At 58.9% G+C, this 18,134-nt stretch carries 16 protein-coding genes; 8 read left to right on the top strand and 8 right to left on the bottom strand.

Features of this window, described 5'->3' with window-relative positions:
• The first annotated feature begins 64 nt into the window (after window positions 1–64).
• From DENOEST_RS06775 to DENOEST_RS06740, 8 genes are all read left to right on the top strand, one after another.
• Window positions 65–1,525 (top strand): M48 family metalloprotease, encoded by a 1,461-nt coding sequence (locus DENOEST_RS06775; RefSeq protein WP_145769698.1) that lies wholly within the window; start codon window positions 65–67, stop codon window positions 1,523–1,525.
• 70 nt (window positions 1,526–1,595) lie between these two features.
• On the top strand, window positions 1,596–3,113 hold the full coding sequence (locus DENOEST_RS06770; protein ID WP_145769697.1) for a CYTH and CHAD domain-containing protein: 1,518 nt from the start codon (window positions 1,596–1,598) through the stop codon (window positions 3,111–3,113).
• Between the two features lie 4 nt (window positions 3,114–3,117).
• Entirely contained in the window at window positions 3,118–3,576 is a 459-nt protein-coding gene (locus tag DENOEST_RS06765; protein WP_145769696.1) for a SixA phosphatase family protein, read from the top strand.
• A gap of 3 nt (window positions 3,577–3,579) precedes the next feature.
• Entirely contained in the window at window positions 3,580–4,617 is a 1,038-nt protein-coding gene (gene galE, locus DENOEST_RS06760; RefSeq protein ID WP_145769695.1) for a UDP-glucose 4-epimerase GalE, read from the top strand.
• Window positions 4,618–4,621: 4 nt separating this feature from the next.
• Window positions 4,622–5,914 carry a nucleotide sugar dehydrogenase gene (locus tag DENOEST_RS06755; RefSeq protein ID WP_232096457.1) on the top strand — a complete coding sequence of 431 codons (1,293 nt, stop codon included), beginning with the start codon at window positions 4,622–4,624 and terminating at the stop codon, window positions 5,912–5,914.
• 15 nt (window positions 5,915–5,929) lie between these two features.
• The gene (locus DENOEST_RS06750) at window positions 5,930–7,057 is read left to right on the top strand and encodes a glycosyltransferase family 4 protein (protein WP_145769694.1); all 1,128 of its coding nucleotides are present in this window, start codon (window positions 5,930–5,932) and stop codon (window positions 7,055–7,057) included.
• Entirely contained in the window at window positions 7,054–7,758 is a 705-nt protein-coding gene (locus DENOEST_RS06745; protein ID WP_145769693.1) for a class I SAM-dependent methyltransferase, read from the top strand. Before DENOEST_RS06750 ends, DENOEST_RS06745 begins: the two co-directional genes overlap by 4 nt.
• Window positions 7,759–7,785: 27 nt before the next feature.
• A complete protein-coding gene (locus DENOEST_RS06740) occupies window positions 7,786–8,742 on the top strand; it encodes a lysylphosphatidylglycerol synthase transmembrane domain-containing protein (RefSeq protein ID WP_145769692.1) in 957 nt (318 codons plus the stop codon).
• A 3-nt stretch (window positions 8,743–8,745) separates the two neighbouring features.
• Here DENOEST_RS06740 and DENOEST_RS06735 read toward each other — a convergent pair whose 3' ends face one another.
• From DENOEST_RS06735 to DENOEST_RS20485, 8 genes are read right to left on the bottom strand one after another with little or no spacing between them, the layout of a single operon-like run.
• Entirely contained in the window at window positions 8,746–9,513 is a 768-nt protein-coding gene (locus DENOEST_RS06735; protein ID WP_145769691.1) for an SAM-dependent methyltransferase, read from the bottom strand.
• Window positions 9,514–9,568: 55 nt separating this feature from the next.
• Window positions 9,569–10,627 carry a radical SAM protein gene (locus tag DENOEST_RS06730; protein ID WP_170228111.1) on the bottom strand — a complete coding sequence of 353 codons (1,059 nt, stop codon included), beginning with the start codon at window positions 10,625–10,627 and terminating at the stop codon, window positions 9,569–9,571.
• A gap of 49 nt (window positions 10,628–10,676) precedes the next feature.
• Complete coding sequence (locus DENOEST_RS06725; RefSeq protein ID WP_145769689.1) at window positions 10,677–11,867, bottom strand: hypothetical protein; 1,191 nt, start codon at window positions 11,865–11,867, stop codon at window positions 10,677–10,679.
• Window positions 11,857–13,686 (bottom strand): asparagine synthase (glutamine-hydrolyzing), encoded by a 1,830-nt coding sequence (asnB, locus tag DENOEST_RS06720; RefSeq protein WP_145769688.1) that lies wholly within the window; start codon window positions 13,684–13,686, stop codon window positions 11,857–11,859. The genes DENOEST_RS06725 and asnB overlap by 11 nt, the downstream gene beginning before the upstream one ends.
• 2 nt (window positions 13,687–13,688) lie before the next feature.
• The gene (locus tag DENOEST_RS06715; protein ID WP_145769687.1) at window positions 13,689–14,723 is read right to left on the bottom strand and encodes a DUF354 domain-containing protein; all 1,035 of its coding nucleotides are present in this window, start codon (window positions 14,721–14,723) and stop codon (window positions 13,689–13,691) included.
• A 24-nt stretch (window positions 14,724–14,747) separates the two neighbouring features.
• Entirely contained in the window at window positions 14,748–15,629 is an 882-nt protein-coding gene (locus tag DENOEST_RS06710) for a glycosyltransferase family 2 protein (RefSeq protein WP_145769686.1), read from the bottom strand.
• Window positions 15,616–17,577, bottom strand: coding sequence for a tetratricopeptide repeat protein (locus DENOEST_RS06705; protein ID WP_145769685.1), 1,962 nt, complete (start codon window positions 17,575–17,577; stop codon window positions 15,616–15,618). The genes DENOEST_RS06710 and DENOEST_RS06705 overlap by 14 nt, the downstream gene beginning before the upstream one ends.
• Before the next feature lie 58 nt (window positions 17,578–17,635).
• Entirely contained in the window at window positions 17,636–18,088 is a 453-nt protein-coding gene (locus tag DENOEST_RS20485) for a pilin (protein WP_145769684.1), read from the bottom strand.
• Window positions 18,089–18,134 lie beyond the last annotated feature (46 nt).

Genomic DNA, 18,134 nt, shown 5'->3' with positions numbered 1-18,134 from the left:
AGGATTGTAATTGGCCGCCCCGACGGACGGTAAACCATTGTTCGGCGCGGCTATCATACCGTCCATGAGAAAGGCACTCCTCCTCCCCCTGATGATCAGCCTGGCCCTGGCACCGGTACAGCTCCCGGCCCTGGCCGACGGCCTGCCGGACCTGGGCGAGGTGGCCCAGGTGGATTTCTCCCCCATGCTGGAGCGACGCATCGGCATGTCGGTGATGAACGATATCCGCCTGAAGGAGCCCTCCTATCTGGATGACCCGGAACTGGAGGATTACCTGTCCCGGCTCGGCAAGCGTCTCGCAGCCAACGTGGATGGGGCGCGCCAGGATTTCGAATTCTTCGTCCTCAAGGATTCCAGCCTCAACGCCTTCGCCATGCCCGGAGGCTACATCGGCGTCCATACCGGGCTGATCCTGGCCGCCGAATCGGAATCGGAACTGGCCTCGGTACTGGGCCATGAAATCTCCCACGTCACCCAGCATCATCTGGCCCGCTTGATGAACAAGCAACAACAGGGACAAATAGCATCCCTGCTGGCCATGGCCGTAGCCATCCTGGCGGCCCGCAGCAATCCCGACATCACCCAGGGCGCCCTGGTGGGGGGCCAGGCGGCGATGATCCAGAACCAGCTCAATTATTCCCGGGACTTCGAACGGGAGGCCGATCGCCTGGGCATCCAGTTGCTGGAAAAAGCCGGCTTCGACATCCGTGGCATGGGCAGCTTCTTCGGACGCCTGGACAAATACGGCCGAGTGTATGAAAGCAATGCGCCAGGCTATCTGCGCACCCACCCTCTGACCACCGAGCGAATTTCCGACATGGAAAATCGCATCGCCATGCGCCCCTATCATCAGGTGCCGAACTCCACGGACTTTCTCCTGATCAAGGCCAAGATCCAAGCCCAGGAGGGAGCACCCTCGGACGCCGTGACCACCTTCGAGCATCTGCTGAAGGAGCGCAAATTTTCCATTGAGGCACCGGTGCGCTATGGCCTGACCCGTGCCCGCCTGAGGAACGGCGACTACCCCGGGGCGGAGCGGGAACTACAGAACCTGCGCCAGTTCAAGTTGGCCTCCCCCCTGGTGGACACCCTGGCCGCAGAATTGCGCATGAAGCAGGGCGACCCCGCTGGCGCAGCGCGCATCCTGCGCCCGGCCCTGGCCCGCCATCCTCAGGAAAGGGCACTGGCCTACGGCCTGACGGAAGCCCTGCTGGAGGACCACCGCCTGGATGAGGCCCTGAAGCTGACCATCAGCGACCTACAAAGCTATCCATCCGATGCCCGCATGTACCGCCTCCAGGCCCGCACCTACTCCGGTCAGGGCAAGATCCTGCTGCAACACCGCTCCCAGGCCGAGGCCTACTACCACAGCGGCCAGTTGATGCCCGCCATCGAACAACTGATGCTGGCCCAGAAGGCGCCCGACGGGGACTTCTTCGAGCGCTCCAAGGTGGATGCCCGCCTGCGGGAACTCAAGGCCAAGCAGGCGGAGGAAATGCAGGAGCGCAAGGCGCGGGGGCAGTGAGCCCTTCATCACTGCCGAGACCAGGCATTCCGTCCGGGTGGAATGGGGACGACTCCGCTAGAATCGCCCCATGGCCGAGGAGATCGAACTCAAGCTGGCATTGCCGGAAAGCGAGCAGCAGCGCTTTCTCAAGCACCCCTTGCTGGGGCAGGCTGTCTCACGCCAGGCCGGCCCCCTGCTCAACCTTTATTACGATACCCCGGACCTGGCACTGCATCGCAAGGGCATTGCCCTGCGCCTGCGCCGCAAGGGCCGTCTGTGGTTGCAGACCGTGAAGTGCGCCGGCGCCTCGGAGGCCGGCCTCAGCGCCCGTCCCGAGTGGGAGACGCCCTACGGCGGCCACTTCGACTTTTCATCGGTCACCGATCCCAAGGTCCGCAAGTGGCTGGAGCGTCCCGCCATCAAGGATCGGATCGCCCCCCTGTTCGAAACCAACTTCCGCCGCATCACCTGGCGCTTCGAACCCGCCCCGGGCAACGTCGTCCTGGTGATGCAGGACCGGGGCTGGATCGCCGCCGCAGGCCGGCGCGAAGCCATTTCCGAAGTCGAGCTGGAACTGGCGGAAGGCCCGGTGGCCCCGCTGTTTGCCATCGCCCGCCAACTGGCGGAACGGATCGCCCTGACCCCCGCCCTGCTGTCCAAGGCCGAGCGGGGCTACCGAATTTTTTCCGCCATCCCCGACGCCCCGATCAAGGCCGGCATCAGCCTGCTCCAGGCCGAAATGCCGCCCCTGGCGGCCTTCCGCCGTATCGCCCTGGACTGCCTGGAGCACCTGCAGGCCAATCACGCCGGCGCCCTGAAGCACGAGGACCCGGAATACATCCACCAGATGCGGGTCGCTACCCGGCGCCTGCGGGCGGCCCTGCGCCTGTTCGCCCCTCAGCTCCCGGCAGCACTGGCCCGTGATCTGTTGCCGCCCCTGCGGGAGCTGATGGCCCTGCTGGGACAGGCCCGGGACCTGGATGTGCTGCGCATGGAAATCGTCCAGCCGGTCGTCGCGGCGCTACCCGACGAGCCCCGCCTGGCGGCCCTGGCCGGCCTGATCACCGAGCACCAATACGAGGCCCGGCGCCATGCCCTGGCAGCTCTGGGAGACCGCAAATATGGTCGCCTGATGCTGCTGGCCACCACCCTGCTCCATGGCCTACCGGAAAATCCGGCCGAGCCATCAGTCACCACCCTGGCGCAATTCGCCGCCCGTCGCCTGCGTCGCCAGCGCCGCAAGGTCCTGGCCCTGGCAGCAGCAGCCAGCCCCGACCAGCCGGCCAGTTTCCACGCCGTCCGCATTGCCATCAAGCGCCTTCGCTACAGTCTGGAGTTCTTTGCCCCCCTGATGCCTGCTCGTACTACCCGACGCCTGCTGCTGCCCCTGGCGGCCTTGCAGGATCAACTGGGGCAGCTCAATGATCTGGCCAGCGCGGGAGACCTGCTCTGCCGCTGCGCCAGCAATGATGCCCGTCTGCGTGAGGCCGTCACCCTGATCGGCGGCTGGCACGGCCAGCGCCATGGCGATCTGCTCGCCCGCATTCCGCCTGCCCTGGCCCGCCTGGGCAAGTTTCGGCTACCCACCCTGGACGGGAACGACTGAACCCATGGACATCCTCCTGTGGCGCCACGCCGATGCCGAAGAACACGCGCCTGGGCTGGACGACCTGGCCCGCAAGCTCACCACCAAGGGGCAACGGCAGGCGGCGAAGGTCGCCCGCTGGCTGGACGCCTGGCTGCCCAGAGACACCCGTATCCTGGTGAGCCCGGCCCAGCGCGCACGGGAGACGGCCCATGCCCTGCGCCGTACCCATGAAGTGGAACCCGCCATCGCGCCCGATGCTACAGTCGCCGATCTGCTCAGAACCGCCGACTGGCCCCGGATGAAACGTCCGGTATTGCTGGTGGGCCATCAGCCCACCCTGGGCCAACTGGCGGCCCTGCTGGTCAGCGGCCGGGAAGACTCCTGGCCCATCCGCAAGGGCGCCGTCTGGTGGCTCAGCACCTCGTCCGGCGAGACTCTGGCCAGTGTGCGCACCGTCATCGATCCCAGGTTGCTCGACTGAATCATGCCCCAAGAGATTCTCGTCACCGGTGGCACCGGCTTCATCGGCTCCCATTGCTGCGTCGCCCTGATGGAACAGGGCCATCGCGTGGTGGTGGTGGACAATCTGAGCAACAGCGAAGCAGAGGTGATTGACCGTATTGCCGAAATCACCGGCAGCCGCCCGGCGTTCTACGCCCTGGACGTCCGCGACACCCAGGGCATGGACCAGGTGCTCCAGGGCCACGATATCTCCGCCGCCATCCATTTTGCCGGCCTCAAGGCGGTGGGAGAATCGGTAGCGGCTCCCCTCGAATATTTCGCCAACAATGTGGGCGGCACCATCGCCCTCTGCCAGGCGCTGAGCCGGCGCGGAATCAAGCGCCTGATCTTCAGCTCATCGGCCACGGTCTATGGGGCACCGGATCAGGTCCCTGTTGCAGAAGCGGCCCCCCTCAGACCGGCCAGCCCCTATGGGCACAGCAAGGCCATGGTGGAGCAGATACTTGCCGACCTGGCCCGTTCCGACCCCCAGTGGCGCATCGGTGTGCTGCGTTATTTCAATCCCGCCGGCGCCCACGAATCGGGCCTGATCGGCGAAAGCCCCCGGGGCACACCCAATAACCTGGTGCCCTTCCTGGCCCAGGTGGCGGCAGGGGAACGGGAATTCCTGGAAATTTTCGGCAACGATTATCCGACGCCGGATGGCACCGGGATCCGGGACTACATCCACGTCATGGACCTGGCCGAGGGCCATGGTGCCGCCCTGGCTGCTCTGCTGGCGGATGGCGCCGGATTCACCGTCAATCTGGGCAGTGGTCAGGGCCATAGCGTACTTGACGTGCTGCATGCATTCGAGGCTGCCTGCGGCCAGCCCATCCCTCATCGCCACGCCCCCCGCCGTCCCGGCGACGTGGCCACATGCTATGCCGATCCAGCCCAGGCCCTGGCGATGCTGGGCTGGGAAAGCCGCCGCGATCTAAATTCCATCTGCCGCGATGCCTGGCGCTGGCAGTGCCGGAAACCCATCAAGCACAGCTCCCCCTGGGGGGCCTCGGATTGAGAAAATGATGAAAAAGGATCTGACCATTGCCGTCGTCGGCCTCGGCTATGTGGGCCTGCCCCTGGTGATCGCCTTCGGACGTCAAGGACGCACCATCGGCTTCGACGTGGCCGAACACAAGGTGGCGAAGTGCTGCCAGGGCAGGGATCCTTCCCGGGAGATTCCCGATGAGGAAATGGCGACGGCCCGCCATGCGGAGTACTCCGCCGACCCGACCTGTCTGGCCGAGGCCGACATCATCATCGTGGCCGTGCCCACGCCGGTGGATCAGGCCCACATCCCCGACCTGGGCCCCCTGATCGGCGCCAGCGAGACCATCGGCCGCCACCTGAAGACTGGCGCCACGGTGATCTACGAATCCACTGTTTATCCGGGTGCCACCGAGGAGGTCTGCATTCCTGCCCTGGAGCGCTGCTCCGGACGGCAATGGAAGCGGGATTTCTTCGTCGGCTACTCGCCGGAGCGCATCAATCCCGGGGATCGTGAACACACCCTGAGCAGGGTGATCAAGGTGGTGGCCGGTGACACACCGGAGACCCTGGAGCGGGTTGCCGCCCTTTATGAACGTGTCGTCCAGCCTGGTGTTCATCGTTGCAGCAGCATCAAGGTAGCCGAGGCCTGCAAGGTGATCGAGAATACCCAGCGGGACCTGAACATCGCCCTGATGAACGAGCTGGCCATCATCTTCGGCAAGCTGGGCATCGATACCCGGGAGGTGCTGGACGCTGCCGGTACCAAGTGGAACTTCCTCAAGTTCAGCCCGGGCCTGGTGGGCGGCCACTGCATCGGCGTGGACCCCTACTACCTGACCTACAAGGCCGACATGATCGGCTACCATCCCCAGGTCATCCTGGCCGGACGCCGCATCAACGACGGCATGGGCAAGTATGTGGCCGAGCAGACCGTGAAGCAGATGATCGCCGCCGGCAGCTTCATCAAGGGCGCCAAGGTCAATGTGCTGGGCGTGACTTTCAAGGAAGATTGCCCGGACATCCGCAACTCCCAGGTGGCCCAGGTGGTGAGGGAATTGGAGTCCTATGGCGTGGACGTCTTCGTCCACGACCCCCTGGCCGACCCCGATGAGACGATGAAGGAATACGGCTTCAGCCTCACGCCCTGGGAGCAGTTGCCCGTCGCGGATGCGGTGGTGTTGGCGGTGGCCCATCGGCAATACACCAGTCGGTCGACAGAATATCTCTTGGAGAGAGTCAAACCTGATGGCTGTTTCATCGACGTCAAATCAGCCATCGCGCCGTGCGTGGAAGCAGGAAACCATGTCCATTGGTGGCGCCTTTAATTTCCGGTAGACAGCATGCGAATCGGCCTGGATGCAACACGTATTCACCTCCCAACTGGCGAGGGCACCTATGTACGTCAGATAGTGCTGCACCTGGCAAGGCAGTTCCCCAACGACAGCTTCATCGTCCTGGTCCCGGAACATCGGGATGAATTGACGTTAAGCAATATCACTCAAGTACCTTTTGGTGCCATTGATGGCTTGCGCGGAAGGCTGAAATATTTCCTGACCGTCGGAAAATTACTTGAGCACCTGAAGGTCGATGTCTTTCATAACCTTTCGAACTACGGGTTTTGCAACTCGCCGTGCCCTACCGTAACGACGGTGCATGACCTGATGTCCAGGAAATTCCCCGAATTAAGACCAAGCCGGATTCAAGGTTTGATTTATCGCTATGCCTTGCCCAAAGTACTAGGTCTTTCACAATGCATCGCTGCGTCATCACAATCGACAGTCAATGATCTGAACGAGTTTTACAAACTCAAAATACCAATCCGACTCACATACCTGGGTTTTGACAAAAACCGGTTCACCTCGACAATAGACAGCGATGAGGAAATTCTGGCCCGATACGCCCTGTCTCCAGGGTATGTACTGTTTGTCGGCTATCTGACACCAAAGAAAAATGTCGAAGTTGTCGTACGGGCAATGGCCGTATTGAAGGCGAAAGGGCTGACTTTGCGCCTGGTTCTTGCGGGAAAGAAGGGGCACGGAACAGAAGGACTGAAGCAACTCATCGAAATGCTGGGTCTCGAAAGGCAAGTCAGGGAAATAGGCTATGTCCCGGAAGAGCATCTACCGGCACTCTATCGACAGTCAAGGATTTTTGTTTTCCCATCAATCTATGAGGGGTTTGGATTACCAGTGCTGGAAGCCATGGCCTGTGGCACGGCGGCCCTTGCCTCCAATGTCTCATCCCTGCCCGAGGTTGTTGGCAACCCGGAATGTCTCTGTCCACCTCATGACGAAATGGCATGGGCCAGCGCAATACAAAAATTGTTTACCGATGACGCCTATCGGGACGCCGTCATATCACAAGGAAAATGCCAGGCAGAAAAATTTTCCTGGGTGGCCTGCGCATCTGCACTTCATAAGATTTATGCCGATCTCGGCCAAAACACTCGTTGCCAGACATCCTCATGAGTAAACAAAAATTCGGCGCTGAATATTTCGCCGGGTATCGCGGAACCAATATGCCCTGGCGGGAGTTCGCCCGGCAGCATCTGGGGGTGACACCCAAAGTACCCGCACTTCTCAAGGCAGTTCGTTTGGCGAAGCCTGACGCCAGAATTCTTGATGTCGGATGTGGATTGGGGGGGCTGCTGGAACAGCTTGAATCCCTACGTGACGATGTGAATACATACGGAATAGACCTGGGTACACCACCTCAATTCCGATCACGCGGGATCCTTCTCCGAGGCAATGTTTTACGGCTGCCTTTCGCCGATAACAGTTTCGATATTGTTACCTGCGCCCACATGCTTGAACACCTGCAAGATCCGCATCTTGCCGTCACGGAATTGGTCCGTGTTTGTCGCCCCGGAGGCACCATCTATCTGGAAACTCCATCTCCCCGGGCGACCTTGCTGCCATTCGGATTCAACTTCTGGGATGACCCCACCCATGTGCGGCCCCACTCGAAAACCAGTTTGTTGAATTTGCTGGAGACATCAGCCTGCGTCCCGATGGCTTGCGGAACCAAGAAATCCCTCCCGGCAATATTATTGGGGCTTCCATACATGCTGCTCGGGCACTTTCTGAATGACCCACAGGCCCGAGTGCTCTTCCCGCTTTACGCTTTCGGTTGTGTCGTATGGGCAATGGGCAAAAAAAACGCACCATAACCTACTGAAACATTCATACATATTTTCATGCGCCGCCTATTGGGCCTGACAATCACTCCGCTGCTTTTATGTGGCGGCGTTTACTTTTTCATCAAACATCCAGAGCATCTGGATGCCTTGAGAAGACTTAATCTTGCAAGCTTGGCGACACTATCGCTATTGATGGGCCTGTTCTTCATCGTTACCGGTTTGACATTTAACGCTCTCCTGTCGCCCTTTGCCGTCCGCCTCGACATCGTTGAAACAGCCAGTCTCTCCTTCCTTTCAAACCTGGTGAGTTATCTGTTGCCCTTTCGAGCCGGAACCGGCGTCAAGGCGATTTATCTGAAGCGAGTGAAAGGCCTCCGCTATACGGATTTTGGTATTGCAACAGGGGCTAATGCGCTGCTTCTTGCCTGGGTTTCGGGTGCACTGGGATTGGTGGTGCTCAGCTACAGATGGGCGAATGGCCTTGGTCTATCGATTCCCCTGATGGCCAGTAGCGCAGGGGTGTTCCTGTCTGCCCTGATTCTGTTTCACATCAAGCTGCCCCAAAGGATCGGGGGATTCAGAATTTTCAGCGCTCTTAAGCCCATTATGGCTGCAACAGCCAGGCTGACGTCTCATCCGGATTGTTTTACAAAAACCAGCGCCTGGATTGTGCTTCAGTTTGTGCTTGGGGCGTTGATCACTTCACTGATCTACCAGGCCCTGGATATACCAATCACCTACAGCATGGCTCTGGTGATTGGCATATTCACCACGTTGGCAAATTTTTTCACCATCACGCCAGGCAACATTGGCATCCAGGAAGTCATCATGGGTGCGCTCGCCAGCTATCTGGGTATTCCATTTGGTGACGGCTTAATCGGAGCCAGTTTGCTCCGGGCTCTCCATATCGGTGTATGCGTGGTGTTCACACCAATCCTGTTGCCCATACTGCTACGACACAGCAAGACCCACCTGGGTGATTTAATCCAGAGCCCAAAGGATGCAACAGAGTAATCGCTACTTTCTTGCGATTACCCATACACCAGCACCAAAACCAGGACGCCCCCATTGGCCAAACCATGCGACCAGATTCAGGAACGGGAACAGCAATGCATACAGATAACGCCGCTGTTCCCGCGCGTCTGTTATGAAATATGAAATATTGTTGGCCAGATTTTCAAGAAATCCGTAACTGAAGCCTTTATTGATCACGGTAAACCCGGCTCCCTCGATCAGCTTCTCGATGTCTTCCATTCGATAGCCAGGCCGAACATGGCCAGGCACATCAAAATTGACATCGCGCCTGAATACCGGCCACCGCCGGTAATAGTGAGGAACATGTACCAACAACACGCCGCCCTGACGCATCGATTTGAAGAATCGACTTATCACGCCCTGATCGTCAGCAACATGTTCCAGATTATCGACAGACACGATCAAATCGTAGGCGTCTGGATTTTCGAATCCAATCAAATCTGCACATCGGAAAACGCAGTTACCCAACCCCATACGGGCTGCCAGCCGGCTATTGTTTTCTTGCGTCTCCCGATCAAGATCAATGGCATCCACCCTGGCATCGGGGTAACGCCTTGCCAAAAGTCGGGAAATGACGCCACGCCCACAACCCGCATCAAGAACAGCCTGCGCCGACGTTGGCAGCAGGCGCATCAGCCGTCTTACCCGTATTCTCAAACCAACAATGGGAACTCCGAAAACGCGGCAATACATTCGCTCCAGGACAGACATTGAGTCATCAAGGAACAGTTCCGTACCAATCACACCCATAGAGTTGCTCTTTCATTTATGACCGACATTGGAGAAATGGCACCTTCACCATTGGCTAGGAAGGCTGCAACAGCAGCTTCACTCGACGCAAGCTATCCCCCAGGGTTGGCAATACTCCAACCCTGGACAATCGCAGGTTCTCCTCTCCATAACACGACAGGAAGCACTTGGGACATTTACCCTTGAGTGCCGCCTCCCGGGCCTGACGATGGGCTTCCGAGGACCAGATCTCCTCCATTTCCTGATGCACCAGATTACCCAGCGGCTCGGTAACGAATGAACACAGGGTCACATTGCCATAGACATCGATTTCGATCCGATTGGAACCCTGAAGGCAGGGCACAGGGAAATAGGTTCGGGGCTGACGATAGAACTCCAGCACTCGTCGCAAATAGGCTTCGCTGTTCTTGACGATACCGGTCTTACGCTTGAGGGCAATCAGCGCTTCGATTTGGACCTCGGCCTCCCGCAGAAACGCCTCTCCGCCGTATTGCTGTCCCTTGAGTATGGTGGGCGCGTTGAAGTAGGAGTCATGGTAGGCCGTGTAGCGTATTCCCGTCAGCCCCCTCTCCAGGGCAAACTCTGCCAGGCGAACCCAGTCAGCCATATTCTCCTTCATCAGCACGGACCCCAGGCTTACTCCGGTGACGCCGGCATCCAGAAGATTGCCAATATTCCGCCCGATCTTGCTGAACCCCCCCTTCAGTCCCCGTGTCGCCAGGTAGGCTTCGTCACCCACACCATCCAGGCCGATGGTGACCTGGCGCGGTCCCAGTTCGGCCAGCAGTCTGGCGCGATTCTTTGAAAAGAGGGTGGCATTGGAATTGATGCCGAAGCCCAGATCCAGATCCTTCAGATGCTGGAGTATCTGGAATACATCCCGTCGGGTGAACATTTCCCCGGACGCATTGACCCCGACAAAGCCGACCCCGAAGGCCTTGAGCCGGGAGAACACCACACCCCACTGTTCGGCGGACAGTTCGTCGGGATCCCGGTCTCCCTTCCAGAAGTCACACATGGTGCAACGGGAGTTGCAGAACTTGGTGATGTAGACCGCCGCGATGGTGGGTCGAATAAAACCAGACGCAAGCCCTCCGGTAAGCGGGGAAAGCACCGCTCGAGCGAGCTCCTGTCGCAGCATCCCAATCTTTCCCATAAGCCGACTATGTCCTCTCTACTTTCGCCTCAGCCATATACCTCGCCATCGCCCGACACATCCACCCATTGCACCAGCGCATGAAGGTGAATTTCTTGCGGTAATGACGCCCCTGCTGATAATAAAAACGTCCGGCGGGATCGTACAGGGTAGCGAGGGTCCAGGCCATGATCCTGTCCGCCAGGTCCGGCGCCACGCTCCTCCCCGCAGGTGACGAGAAACTCAGGATACCCTGGGCGGCCCCGTGAATGTCGTGGGGAAAGTCCTGATGGCTCATCCAGCGGGGCGAACCATCCGCGTTGAACAGATGCCGGGCGTAGAACTCAAGGCCGCGGCGGTGATTCTCGCGCCATTCCTCATACCTCAGTCTATCCATCACCCGCTCCAGGGCATCCAGGATAAAGCCTGTATGGTAATTGTCGATCTTGACCGGGGAATGCTCCGGCGGATCGGTGTAGAACCAGGCCCCTTCCGCCGTCTGGCAGGAAATCACGTAGCGCGTCAGCCGCAGGGCCTGGTGCTTTAATTCGACATCTCCGGACAGGGCCGCCAGTTGCGCCAGCACCGCCCCCACCAGGATGGACACGTCCATCACCCGCATGGACATGTCCATGGGCATGTAGCCCAGGCACAGACGATCAGCTTCATCCAGCAATCGGGGCAAGCGCCCCAGAAAGAAGCCGGCGGCCGATTCCACGGAGTGCCGATAGGACTCATCCCCGGTCACCCGATAAGCCGCCAGCAGGGCTTCGCAGACAAAGGCCGTGACCACGGCATTGGGGGTGGCCCGGGGAGCGAAGAAGCCCAGGTCCTGCCAGGGATATTGATAGCCCCAGCAGTCCCCACCCCAGTCGCCCTCCGATCGCAGGGTGCGCAACAGTTCGAGCAAACGTCGCGCCTCCTCCAGATAGTGGTCCTGCTGCGTGCTCTGGTATCGATCCAGCAGCGCCATGACGAACAGAGCCAGCCCCTTGGGGTTATGAACCTGGGGCACCCCCAGCAGGCTCCGTATATTCACCGGGAAACGCATCACCCCCTGGGTGGCGAGGATGCGCGTCCAGCGATGATGTCCCGCCACGGCCCAGACCAGGGGACTGTTCAAGGCGTCATGCTTGGTATGCTCCCGGTAGTCCCGGGCACGGCTCCAGGCCAGGGTCTGGTCGAATACCTGCATCAGGCGTGCCTCTTCAGCGCACATCGAATTCCTCCATCAGCAGGTGGGTCTGGGCCATCAGGTAAAGCAGGAACCACTGCCAGCGCTGGCCCCGCTTTGCCGGCCCTGCCATGACCTGGCCCACGAAGGCGCCGTTGAACAGGCGATGATGGGCGATCCGCTCAGGGCTGAGATAGGTCTCAAAAAAGGGCCGCAAAGCTCCCTGGGCAAGGGTGACGATATCCAGTTGAAAACCGCTCTTGGGACGCCTGAGTATCTTCCTTGGCAGCAATTGCTGCGCGCAGTGCCGCAGCGCGTACTTGGCCCGCCCCAAGGGCATCAGGTCAGTCCGGGAAGCGTCGAGAAAATAGTCCACCAGCCCCTCATCCAACAGGGGTACCCGGATTTCCAGGCCAACCCGCATGCCCATCCGGTCTTCATTCCACAACAGGTCATTCACCATCTTGTTGCGCAACTCGAATCGAGCCATGGCCTTGACCGGGTCTTTCTCTTGAGGCCAACGTTCCGTCACCCGGTCGAAAGCATTCGGCAATGTCGCATCCAGCATGCGTTCGCCATAAACACGGCGCCGCAGCTCGGGGAAATCCCAGACATTGCGCAGCAGGCCATAAACCCGCGGCCAGGCAGGCAGTGCCTCCAGCATCATCAGCCCACGGCGCGGCTCGGTCCAGGCATCCGGCGCCAGCCGCCCCAGGAGGGGGCGGGCCAGTCCATGGCGCAGGCCGGCGGAAATCCTGCCGGCCATATTGGCGAGCCAGAAAATGCGATGGGCGTTGTAGCCATAGAACAGCTCATCCCCACCCAGGCCAGAAAGTGCAACCTTGCCCTGAGCGGCCACGAACTCCGCGAGTTTCATGCCCTGCAAGGCATTGACCTTGGGCACTTCCAGATGGCGCAGCATGGAACGATGCATTTCCACACCATCGTCGATGCGCAAGGGCGCACTACGGTTGGGCAAGCCCAACAGGTCGGCAGTTTCCAGGGCATGGGTCGCTTCCCTGGGATCGTCGCCCACCTCCAGGGTATAAGTTGCCAAGGGGCCTTCCCGGGACGCCAGGGCAGCGATCAAGGCCGAATCCACACCGCCGGACAAATAGCAGCCCACGGGCACATCGGCGACCAGATGCCGTTTCACCGCCGCCGCCAACAGGCCCGACAGCGGCTCTCCCGATGGGGGGCGCTGCCGTGGCAGCTCCGTCATGGAAAACACTCCCTGGCGCCAGGTCAGTACCTGCCCCGGGGGAAGCTGGGTAATGCCCGAGAAGAAGCTGTCGTCCTCGGGCAGATAGCGAAAATTCATCACCCCATGAAGGGCCTGTTCGTTCAAGCTGGGGACAATGCCCCCGGCCAACAAGGCCTTGGCTTCCGAACCGAAGAACAGCTTGTCCGAATGCTGACCGTAGAACAGGGGCTTGATGCCCACCGGGTCCCGCACCAGGTAGCCCGTCCGGCTCGATTCATCCCACAGGGCAAAGGCAAACATGCCCCGGAGGTGGCGCCAGCCCGAAACGCCCTCCCGCTCGAAGAGGGCCAGAATCACCTCGGTATCGGAGTGGGTGCGAAAAGGGTAGTCGGCCAGACCTTGGCGGAGTTCCCGATAGTTGTAGATTTCCCCGTTGAAAACCACCCAGCTCGTACCCAAGGCCCCTCGGAGGGGCTGCTGCCCACCGGCCGGATCGATAATGGCAAGGCGGTTGTGATTCAGCGCCGCGTTCTCGAACAGTTCCTGCCCCCAGCCATCAGGCCCCCGATGAGCCAGGGACAGCCGCATCGCGTCTATCCATCCCCCATCCCGGGCCGCAGACAATGGAGAGGCAGAAAACACCCCGCTGATGCCACACATGACTAAAGAGCCGCCCCCCGCTGTTCGATGCGGTTTGCCACGTAGCTCGCCACGTCGATGGTCTCCGCCAACAGACGCCCATGTCGCTCGGACCACACGTTGGCGGGCTGCTGCAATATCGCAGAAACAGCATCAATCAGTCGATCGGCATGAAACTGGCGCAGGTTGCTAACCAGACCGTAGCGACTCTCCTGCTCGTCGGTATAGCCCCGTCCCGTATGGGCTGCATAAATGGCGGGAACACCCAGCACCGCGCACTCGGAAGCCATGGTGGCGCTTTCGCCGACGAACAGGCGGCAATGGGCCATCAGATGATGGACGTCCCCCACCCGACCCCGGTAGGCAAAGGGGGCCAGGTCTTCTGGCAGGGGCGTTTCCGAGGAGATATGTACCCGGCCGCGCTCCGCCAACCAGGACACCAGACGCCGCAACAGGGAAACACTCCAGCCCGTCTCCAGCAAATCGTGGTTGGCCTGCCACGACACCGTGCGGACAAAGAAATTGTCCCGGGTCGGGTCCAGGCCGTTGCGCTCGGCCAAGCCACGGTCGGGTTGAAAACGGTTGGGATGCAGATAGGAAAGCTCGTGGTAGCCGTCGTAACGCTCGTGATGGGATGGCAGGTGCCCCTGATAGCAGCGTGGCACGATCACTCTGCGTGCAAAGGGATAGGTGATCGCATTTTGCAGGGTGGCATTCTCAGTGTCGTAAAACACCAGGCTGGGAATGCCGGTAAGACGGCCCACATGGGCGACGAAGGTGCCGCCAATGGCAGCCATCGCGTCGGGACGCTCCCGCCTTGCCACCTGCCACAAGGCCCAGTCGCGCCTCACCAGTTCCTGGCCCAGGGCGAGCAGGCCACCACCTTTATGGGCGCTGAGCACCACATGCCTGACCCCGAGTTCATCCAGCAAAGGCAAGGCCATTTCCTTGGCCCGGCTGGTCACGATCAGCTCATGCCCACGCTCCGCCAGCAGCCCCATGGGATGGCGAAAGAAATGCACATGGGCCGGATGATTGATATCGATCAGGAACTTCATCTTGTGGCGCCCGGGAGCAGAAAATTACAGTTCATCCCCATCGTCGGTGCCCTTGAAATTCAGGGCCGCGATCTGTTCCGAAACCAGGCCGATCAGGAACACCAGCACCGAGGTGATCAGCAGCAAGGCGCTCATGTTGGTGAAGCGATGCTGAGTCAGATAGGTATAAATGTAATAGGCAACCCCGGTTCCAAAGAAACTCAAACTTACCGGCAGGAACAACTTCATGGGGGAAAACAGGGTACCAATCTTGAAAATGATCAACAGGAAGCGCACCCCATCCCGCAGCAGCCGAACATGGCTGCGACCGATCCGCTTCTTCACATCGATGGGCAGATAGGCCACCGGCAGACCGGTTCGAAAGAATGACATGGTGATGGTGGTGGGATAGGAGAAGCCGTTGGGCAGCAAGAACAGGAAACGGCGGAACTTGCTGGCCCGGACGGCGCGAAATCCGGAGGTCAAATCCAGGATCGGCTGCCCCACCATCCAACTGGCGAATCGGTTGTAAAAACCATTGGCGGCCGCCCGGTGCAGGCCCGCCTGGGAACTGACGGTGGTACGGGCACCCACCACCATTTCATAGCCCTCTTCCATTTTGGCCAACAACCTCGGAATGTCCTCGGGTTGGTGCTGCCCATCGCCATCCATGAAGACGATAATTTCACCACTGGCACGGCGGGCACCCGACTTGATGGCGGCGCCGTTCCCCATGGAATAGGGATGACGGATCACGGTAGCGCCAGCGGCCTCAGCAAGCTGCGCCGTATCGTCGCTGGAACCATCGTCCACGACGATGACCTCGGCAATGATTTTCAAGTCCCGCAATCGGGAGAGCAACTCTCCAAGGGCACGACCTTCATTCTTGGCTGGAATAACAATAGAAACAGTTTTATCGCACGACATTTTTACCACTCTTCAGCAATTCGAGGCCTTGTCGCAATTTAATCAGATCATCACGTGAATAGCCTTTCTCGTCATGTCTTGTAGCCTCATTGATAGCATTCTCGGCAGCCATAGCATCGCCTGACGATATCAACATCGCCGCCAAAAATACCCACAAATCAGCATGACTTGGAGCATCGGCTACAGCGGCACGCATAGCGATCAAACCACTAGCATGGTCGCCCACAATATTGAATAGGAACAAACCATAACCTGCCTCCCAGCAGGCCCGGGCATAACCGTTCAATAATGGATTTTCTATCGCTGCCTGGTAAATTTGGGCTCCTTCCTCAATCGAGAAGATCGGCTTAGATGCCGATAGTTGTTCCCCCAGGATTCTTGGAAGGAAGCTGGTTGCCCTTGGGGGAAGCCCCTCACGCAGACGCTGCTTGAACTCATCCAGATAATCAGCCGGGTAAGGCACTCCACTCGCGGACGAGAGTTTCATCATGCCAACAAATGGAGCCAGGGTATGTGGATCAGCACTGCGGGAACGATCGAAAAACTGCCTTGACTGCTCGTAGTACTCAATGGCCAATTTCTTGTCTTGGCCGATTGCTCCGGCAACGATCAACCCCGCATCAAAATTGGCACGGGACGACTCTGGATGCCGAACGGCCTCATATACCGGATAAGCGATTCGCTCTCCCATAGCCTGAGTTCGCAGGGCGGTAGTGGCTAGAGAAAGAAAGATAAGACCTCCCAGGAGCATTATCCGTGTTTTCAAAAAAAACGATCCACTCCAGGTCAATAGGGAAACAAGGGCAAGCAGAACCCCATATTGGGGTAGATAGTTGCGATGTTCAAAAACCAGCTCAAGCGGAATGATTGTCGACTCTACCGCATGCCCCATATAGAACCACGCAATCCCGAAAGCCACCAGCGGATGACTCTTACGCAGTCGCCAACCCAGTGTACAAAGCAACGCGTGCCCCAGGATGGCAAGAACCGTCGTCCACGGTTGCCATAGGCTTGAAGAAACGGGAAACCCATCATGGTAAAGACCCAAGGCAGCACTGCTGGGAAGCACAATCTGGCGCAAGTAAAACCAGCCCACCCGTGCTTCGGTCAGAAGACGCTGCTCTAAAGTAAAACTACGGTCCGCATAGGCGCTACTCAACCAGTCCGGGTGGGTCCACCAGAAAACCAAGCCCACCAAAAATACCAGAATGGGCGCCAATATACCGATAGCACGCAGAAACCTTTCCTGTCTGACGTTCGCGCTCCTGAAGCGCAGCACAAATATCTCGATCAACCAGGCAAATCCGAAAGTCAAGGCACCGTTCTCTTTCGTCAGTATCGAGAAAAGCCCCCCAAAAACCAAAACCGTTACAGCAAAGAGCAGGTAACTTATATTCCCCGACTCCAGCGACTTGTTGCGTCCCCAAAGATAGCCCCATAGGGCAATCAGAGAGAACAGCATGGAAAGGCTGGTCATACGCTGCACAATGTACAGCACCCCCGTTACTCCCAGAGGATGGAAGGCCCACCAGGCCGTGACCGTCAAAATCAGAACGATTTCTGAATATCGAAACTTCCGCTGCGTACTTTCCTTTGATTCACCATGGGTGGCCCGCACCAGCTCTGTAGTTAGAAAAGCCAGCAGGACAACGTTCATCAAATGGATGAGCAAGTTAACTAGTTTGAAATGGTAAGGTGTCACTCCGAGAAAGAACTGCTCCAAGGCAAAGCTGCCCATGGCAACAGGGCGACCCAGAGGACCTGCATTGGAGGAAGTTGCTGCTGCCAGAAGCTCTTCCCAACTGAGCTCCCGCATGGTCAGACCGGCGTTCCAAACGATCTGCCCGTAGTCATCAAAATAAAAAGAACCGTTCAAGCCTCCCCAATAGCCCAAACAGGTCAGAAACAGAATGGCGATCAGGCCCCAATATCGCAATATGCACGGCATGCTATACACCACAAAAAAAAGCCCCAGCTAGGCTGGGGCTTTCTATAAGAACCAGCGATTACTTGCAGCTGGCAGGCAGGAAACGAACGGGAATACCACCGTTTGCAGGATCGGACTTGCAGCGCCAGACGATCATGCCATTCGTCAAGGAACCAGACATCTGCAGGATATTGGCGCTCGCCAACTGCGGAACAGTTGAGGCGTTCATTGTCATTTCGATCATGTCGCACGTACCCGCCGTGCCATTAAGAGCACACTCCACCCTGATCACATTACCGGCCGCTGCAGAGTTGAAACCTGCACTTGCCGTATTGGGTGCAAAGGTATTCATAGCAGAAAAATACTCGGCCACAGACGTCTTGGCTTCAGCCAGACGAGCCAGACCTTCGGTCACACGAGCACGTACCGTGTAATCCTGATAAGCCGGCAGCGCCACGGCGGCCAGGATGCCGACGATGGCAACCACGATCATCAGTTCGATCAGGGTGAAGCCTTGTTGCACTTTTTTCATCACATTCTCCTTACGGTTGAAAAACAGAATCCTGCCGACGACATAC

Source organism: Denitratisoma oestradiolicum (assembly GCF_902813185.1).
Lineage (GTDB): Bacteria > Pseudomonadota > Gammaproteobacteria > Burkholderiales > Rhodocyclaceae > Denitratisoma > Denitratisoma oestradiolicum.
The sequence above is the reverse complement of the archived record's forward strand: the minus strand, read 5'-3'. Positions and strand labels throughout refer to the sequence as shown.

Bases quoted from the DNA above. Each gene is read 5' to 3' on its own strand.
- DENOEST_RS06765 (WP_145769696.1), top strand. From the start codon at position 3,118: ATGGACATCCTCCTGTGGCGCCACGCCGATGCCGAAGAACACGCGCCT.
- DENOEST_RS06710 (WP_145769686.1), bottom strand. From the start codon at position 15,629: ATGTCGTGCGATAAAACTGTTTCTATTGTTATTCCAGCCAAGAATGAA.
- DENOEST_RS06740 (WP_145769692.1), top strand. From the start codon at position 7,786: ATGCGCCGCCTATTGGGCCTGACAATCACTCCGCTGCTTTTATGTGGC.
- DENOEST_RS06735 (WP_145769691.1), bottom strand. From the start codon at position 9,513: ATGGGTGTGATTGGTACGGAACTGTTCCTTGATGACTCAATGTCTGTC.
- DENOEST_RS06745 (WP_145769693.1), top strand. From the start codon at position 7,054: ATGAGTAAACAAAAATTCGGCGCTGAATATTTCGCCGGGTATCGCGGA.
- DENOEST_RS06705 (WP_145769685.1), bottom strand. From the start codon at position 17,577: ATGCCGTGCATATTGCGATATTGGGGCCTGATCGCCATTCTGTTTCTG.
- DENOEST_RS06775 (WP_145769698.1), top strand. From the start codon at position 65: ATGAGAAAGGCACTCCTCCTCCCCCTGATGATCAGCCTGGCCCTGGCA.
- DENOEST_RS06750 (WP_145769694.1), top strand. From the start codon at position 5,930: ATGCGAATCGGCCTGGATGCAACACGTATTCACCTCCCAACTGGCGAG.
- DENOEST_RS20485 (WP_145769684.1), bottom strand. From the start codon at position 18,088: ATGAAAAAAGTGCAACAAGGCTTCACCCTGATCGAACTGATGATCGTG.
- DENOEST_RS06770 (WP_145769697.1), top strand. From the start codon at position 1,596: ATGGCCGAGGAGATCGAACTCAAGCTGGCATTGCCGGAAAGCGAGCAG.
- DENOEST_RS06755 (WP_232096457.1), top strand. From the start codon at position 4,622: ATGATGAAAAAGGATCTGACCATTGCCGTCGTCGGCCTCGGCTATGTG.
- asnB (WP_145769688.1), bottom strand. From the start codon at position 13,686: ATGTGTGGCATCAGCGGGGTGTTTTCTGCCTCTCCATTGTCTGCGGCC.
- DENOEST_RS06715 (WP_145769687.1), bottom strand. From the start codon at position 14,723: ATGAAGTTCCTGATCGATATCAATCATCCGGCCCATGTGCATTTCTTT.
- DENOEST_RS06725 (WP_145769689.1), bottom strand. From the start codon at position 11,867: ATGTGCGCTGAAGAGGCACGCCTGATGCAGGTATTCGACCAGACCCTG.
- galE (WP_145769695.1), top strand. From the start codon at position 3,580: ATGCCCCAAGAGATTCTCGTCACCGGTGGCACCGGCTTCATCGGCTCC.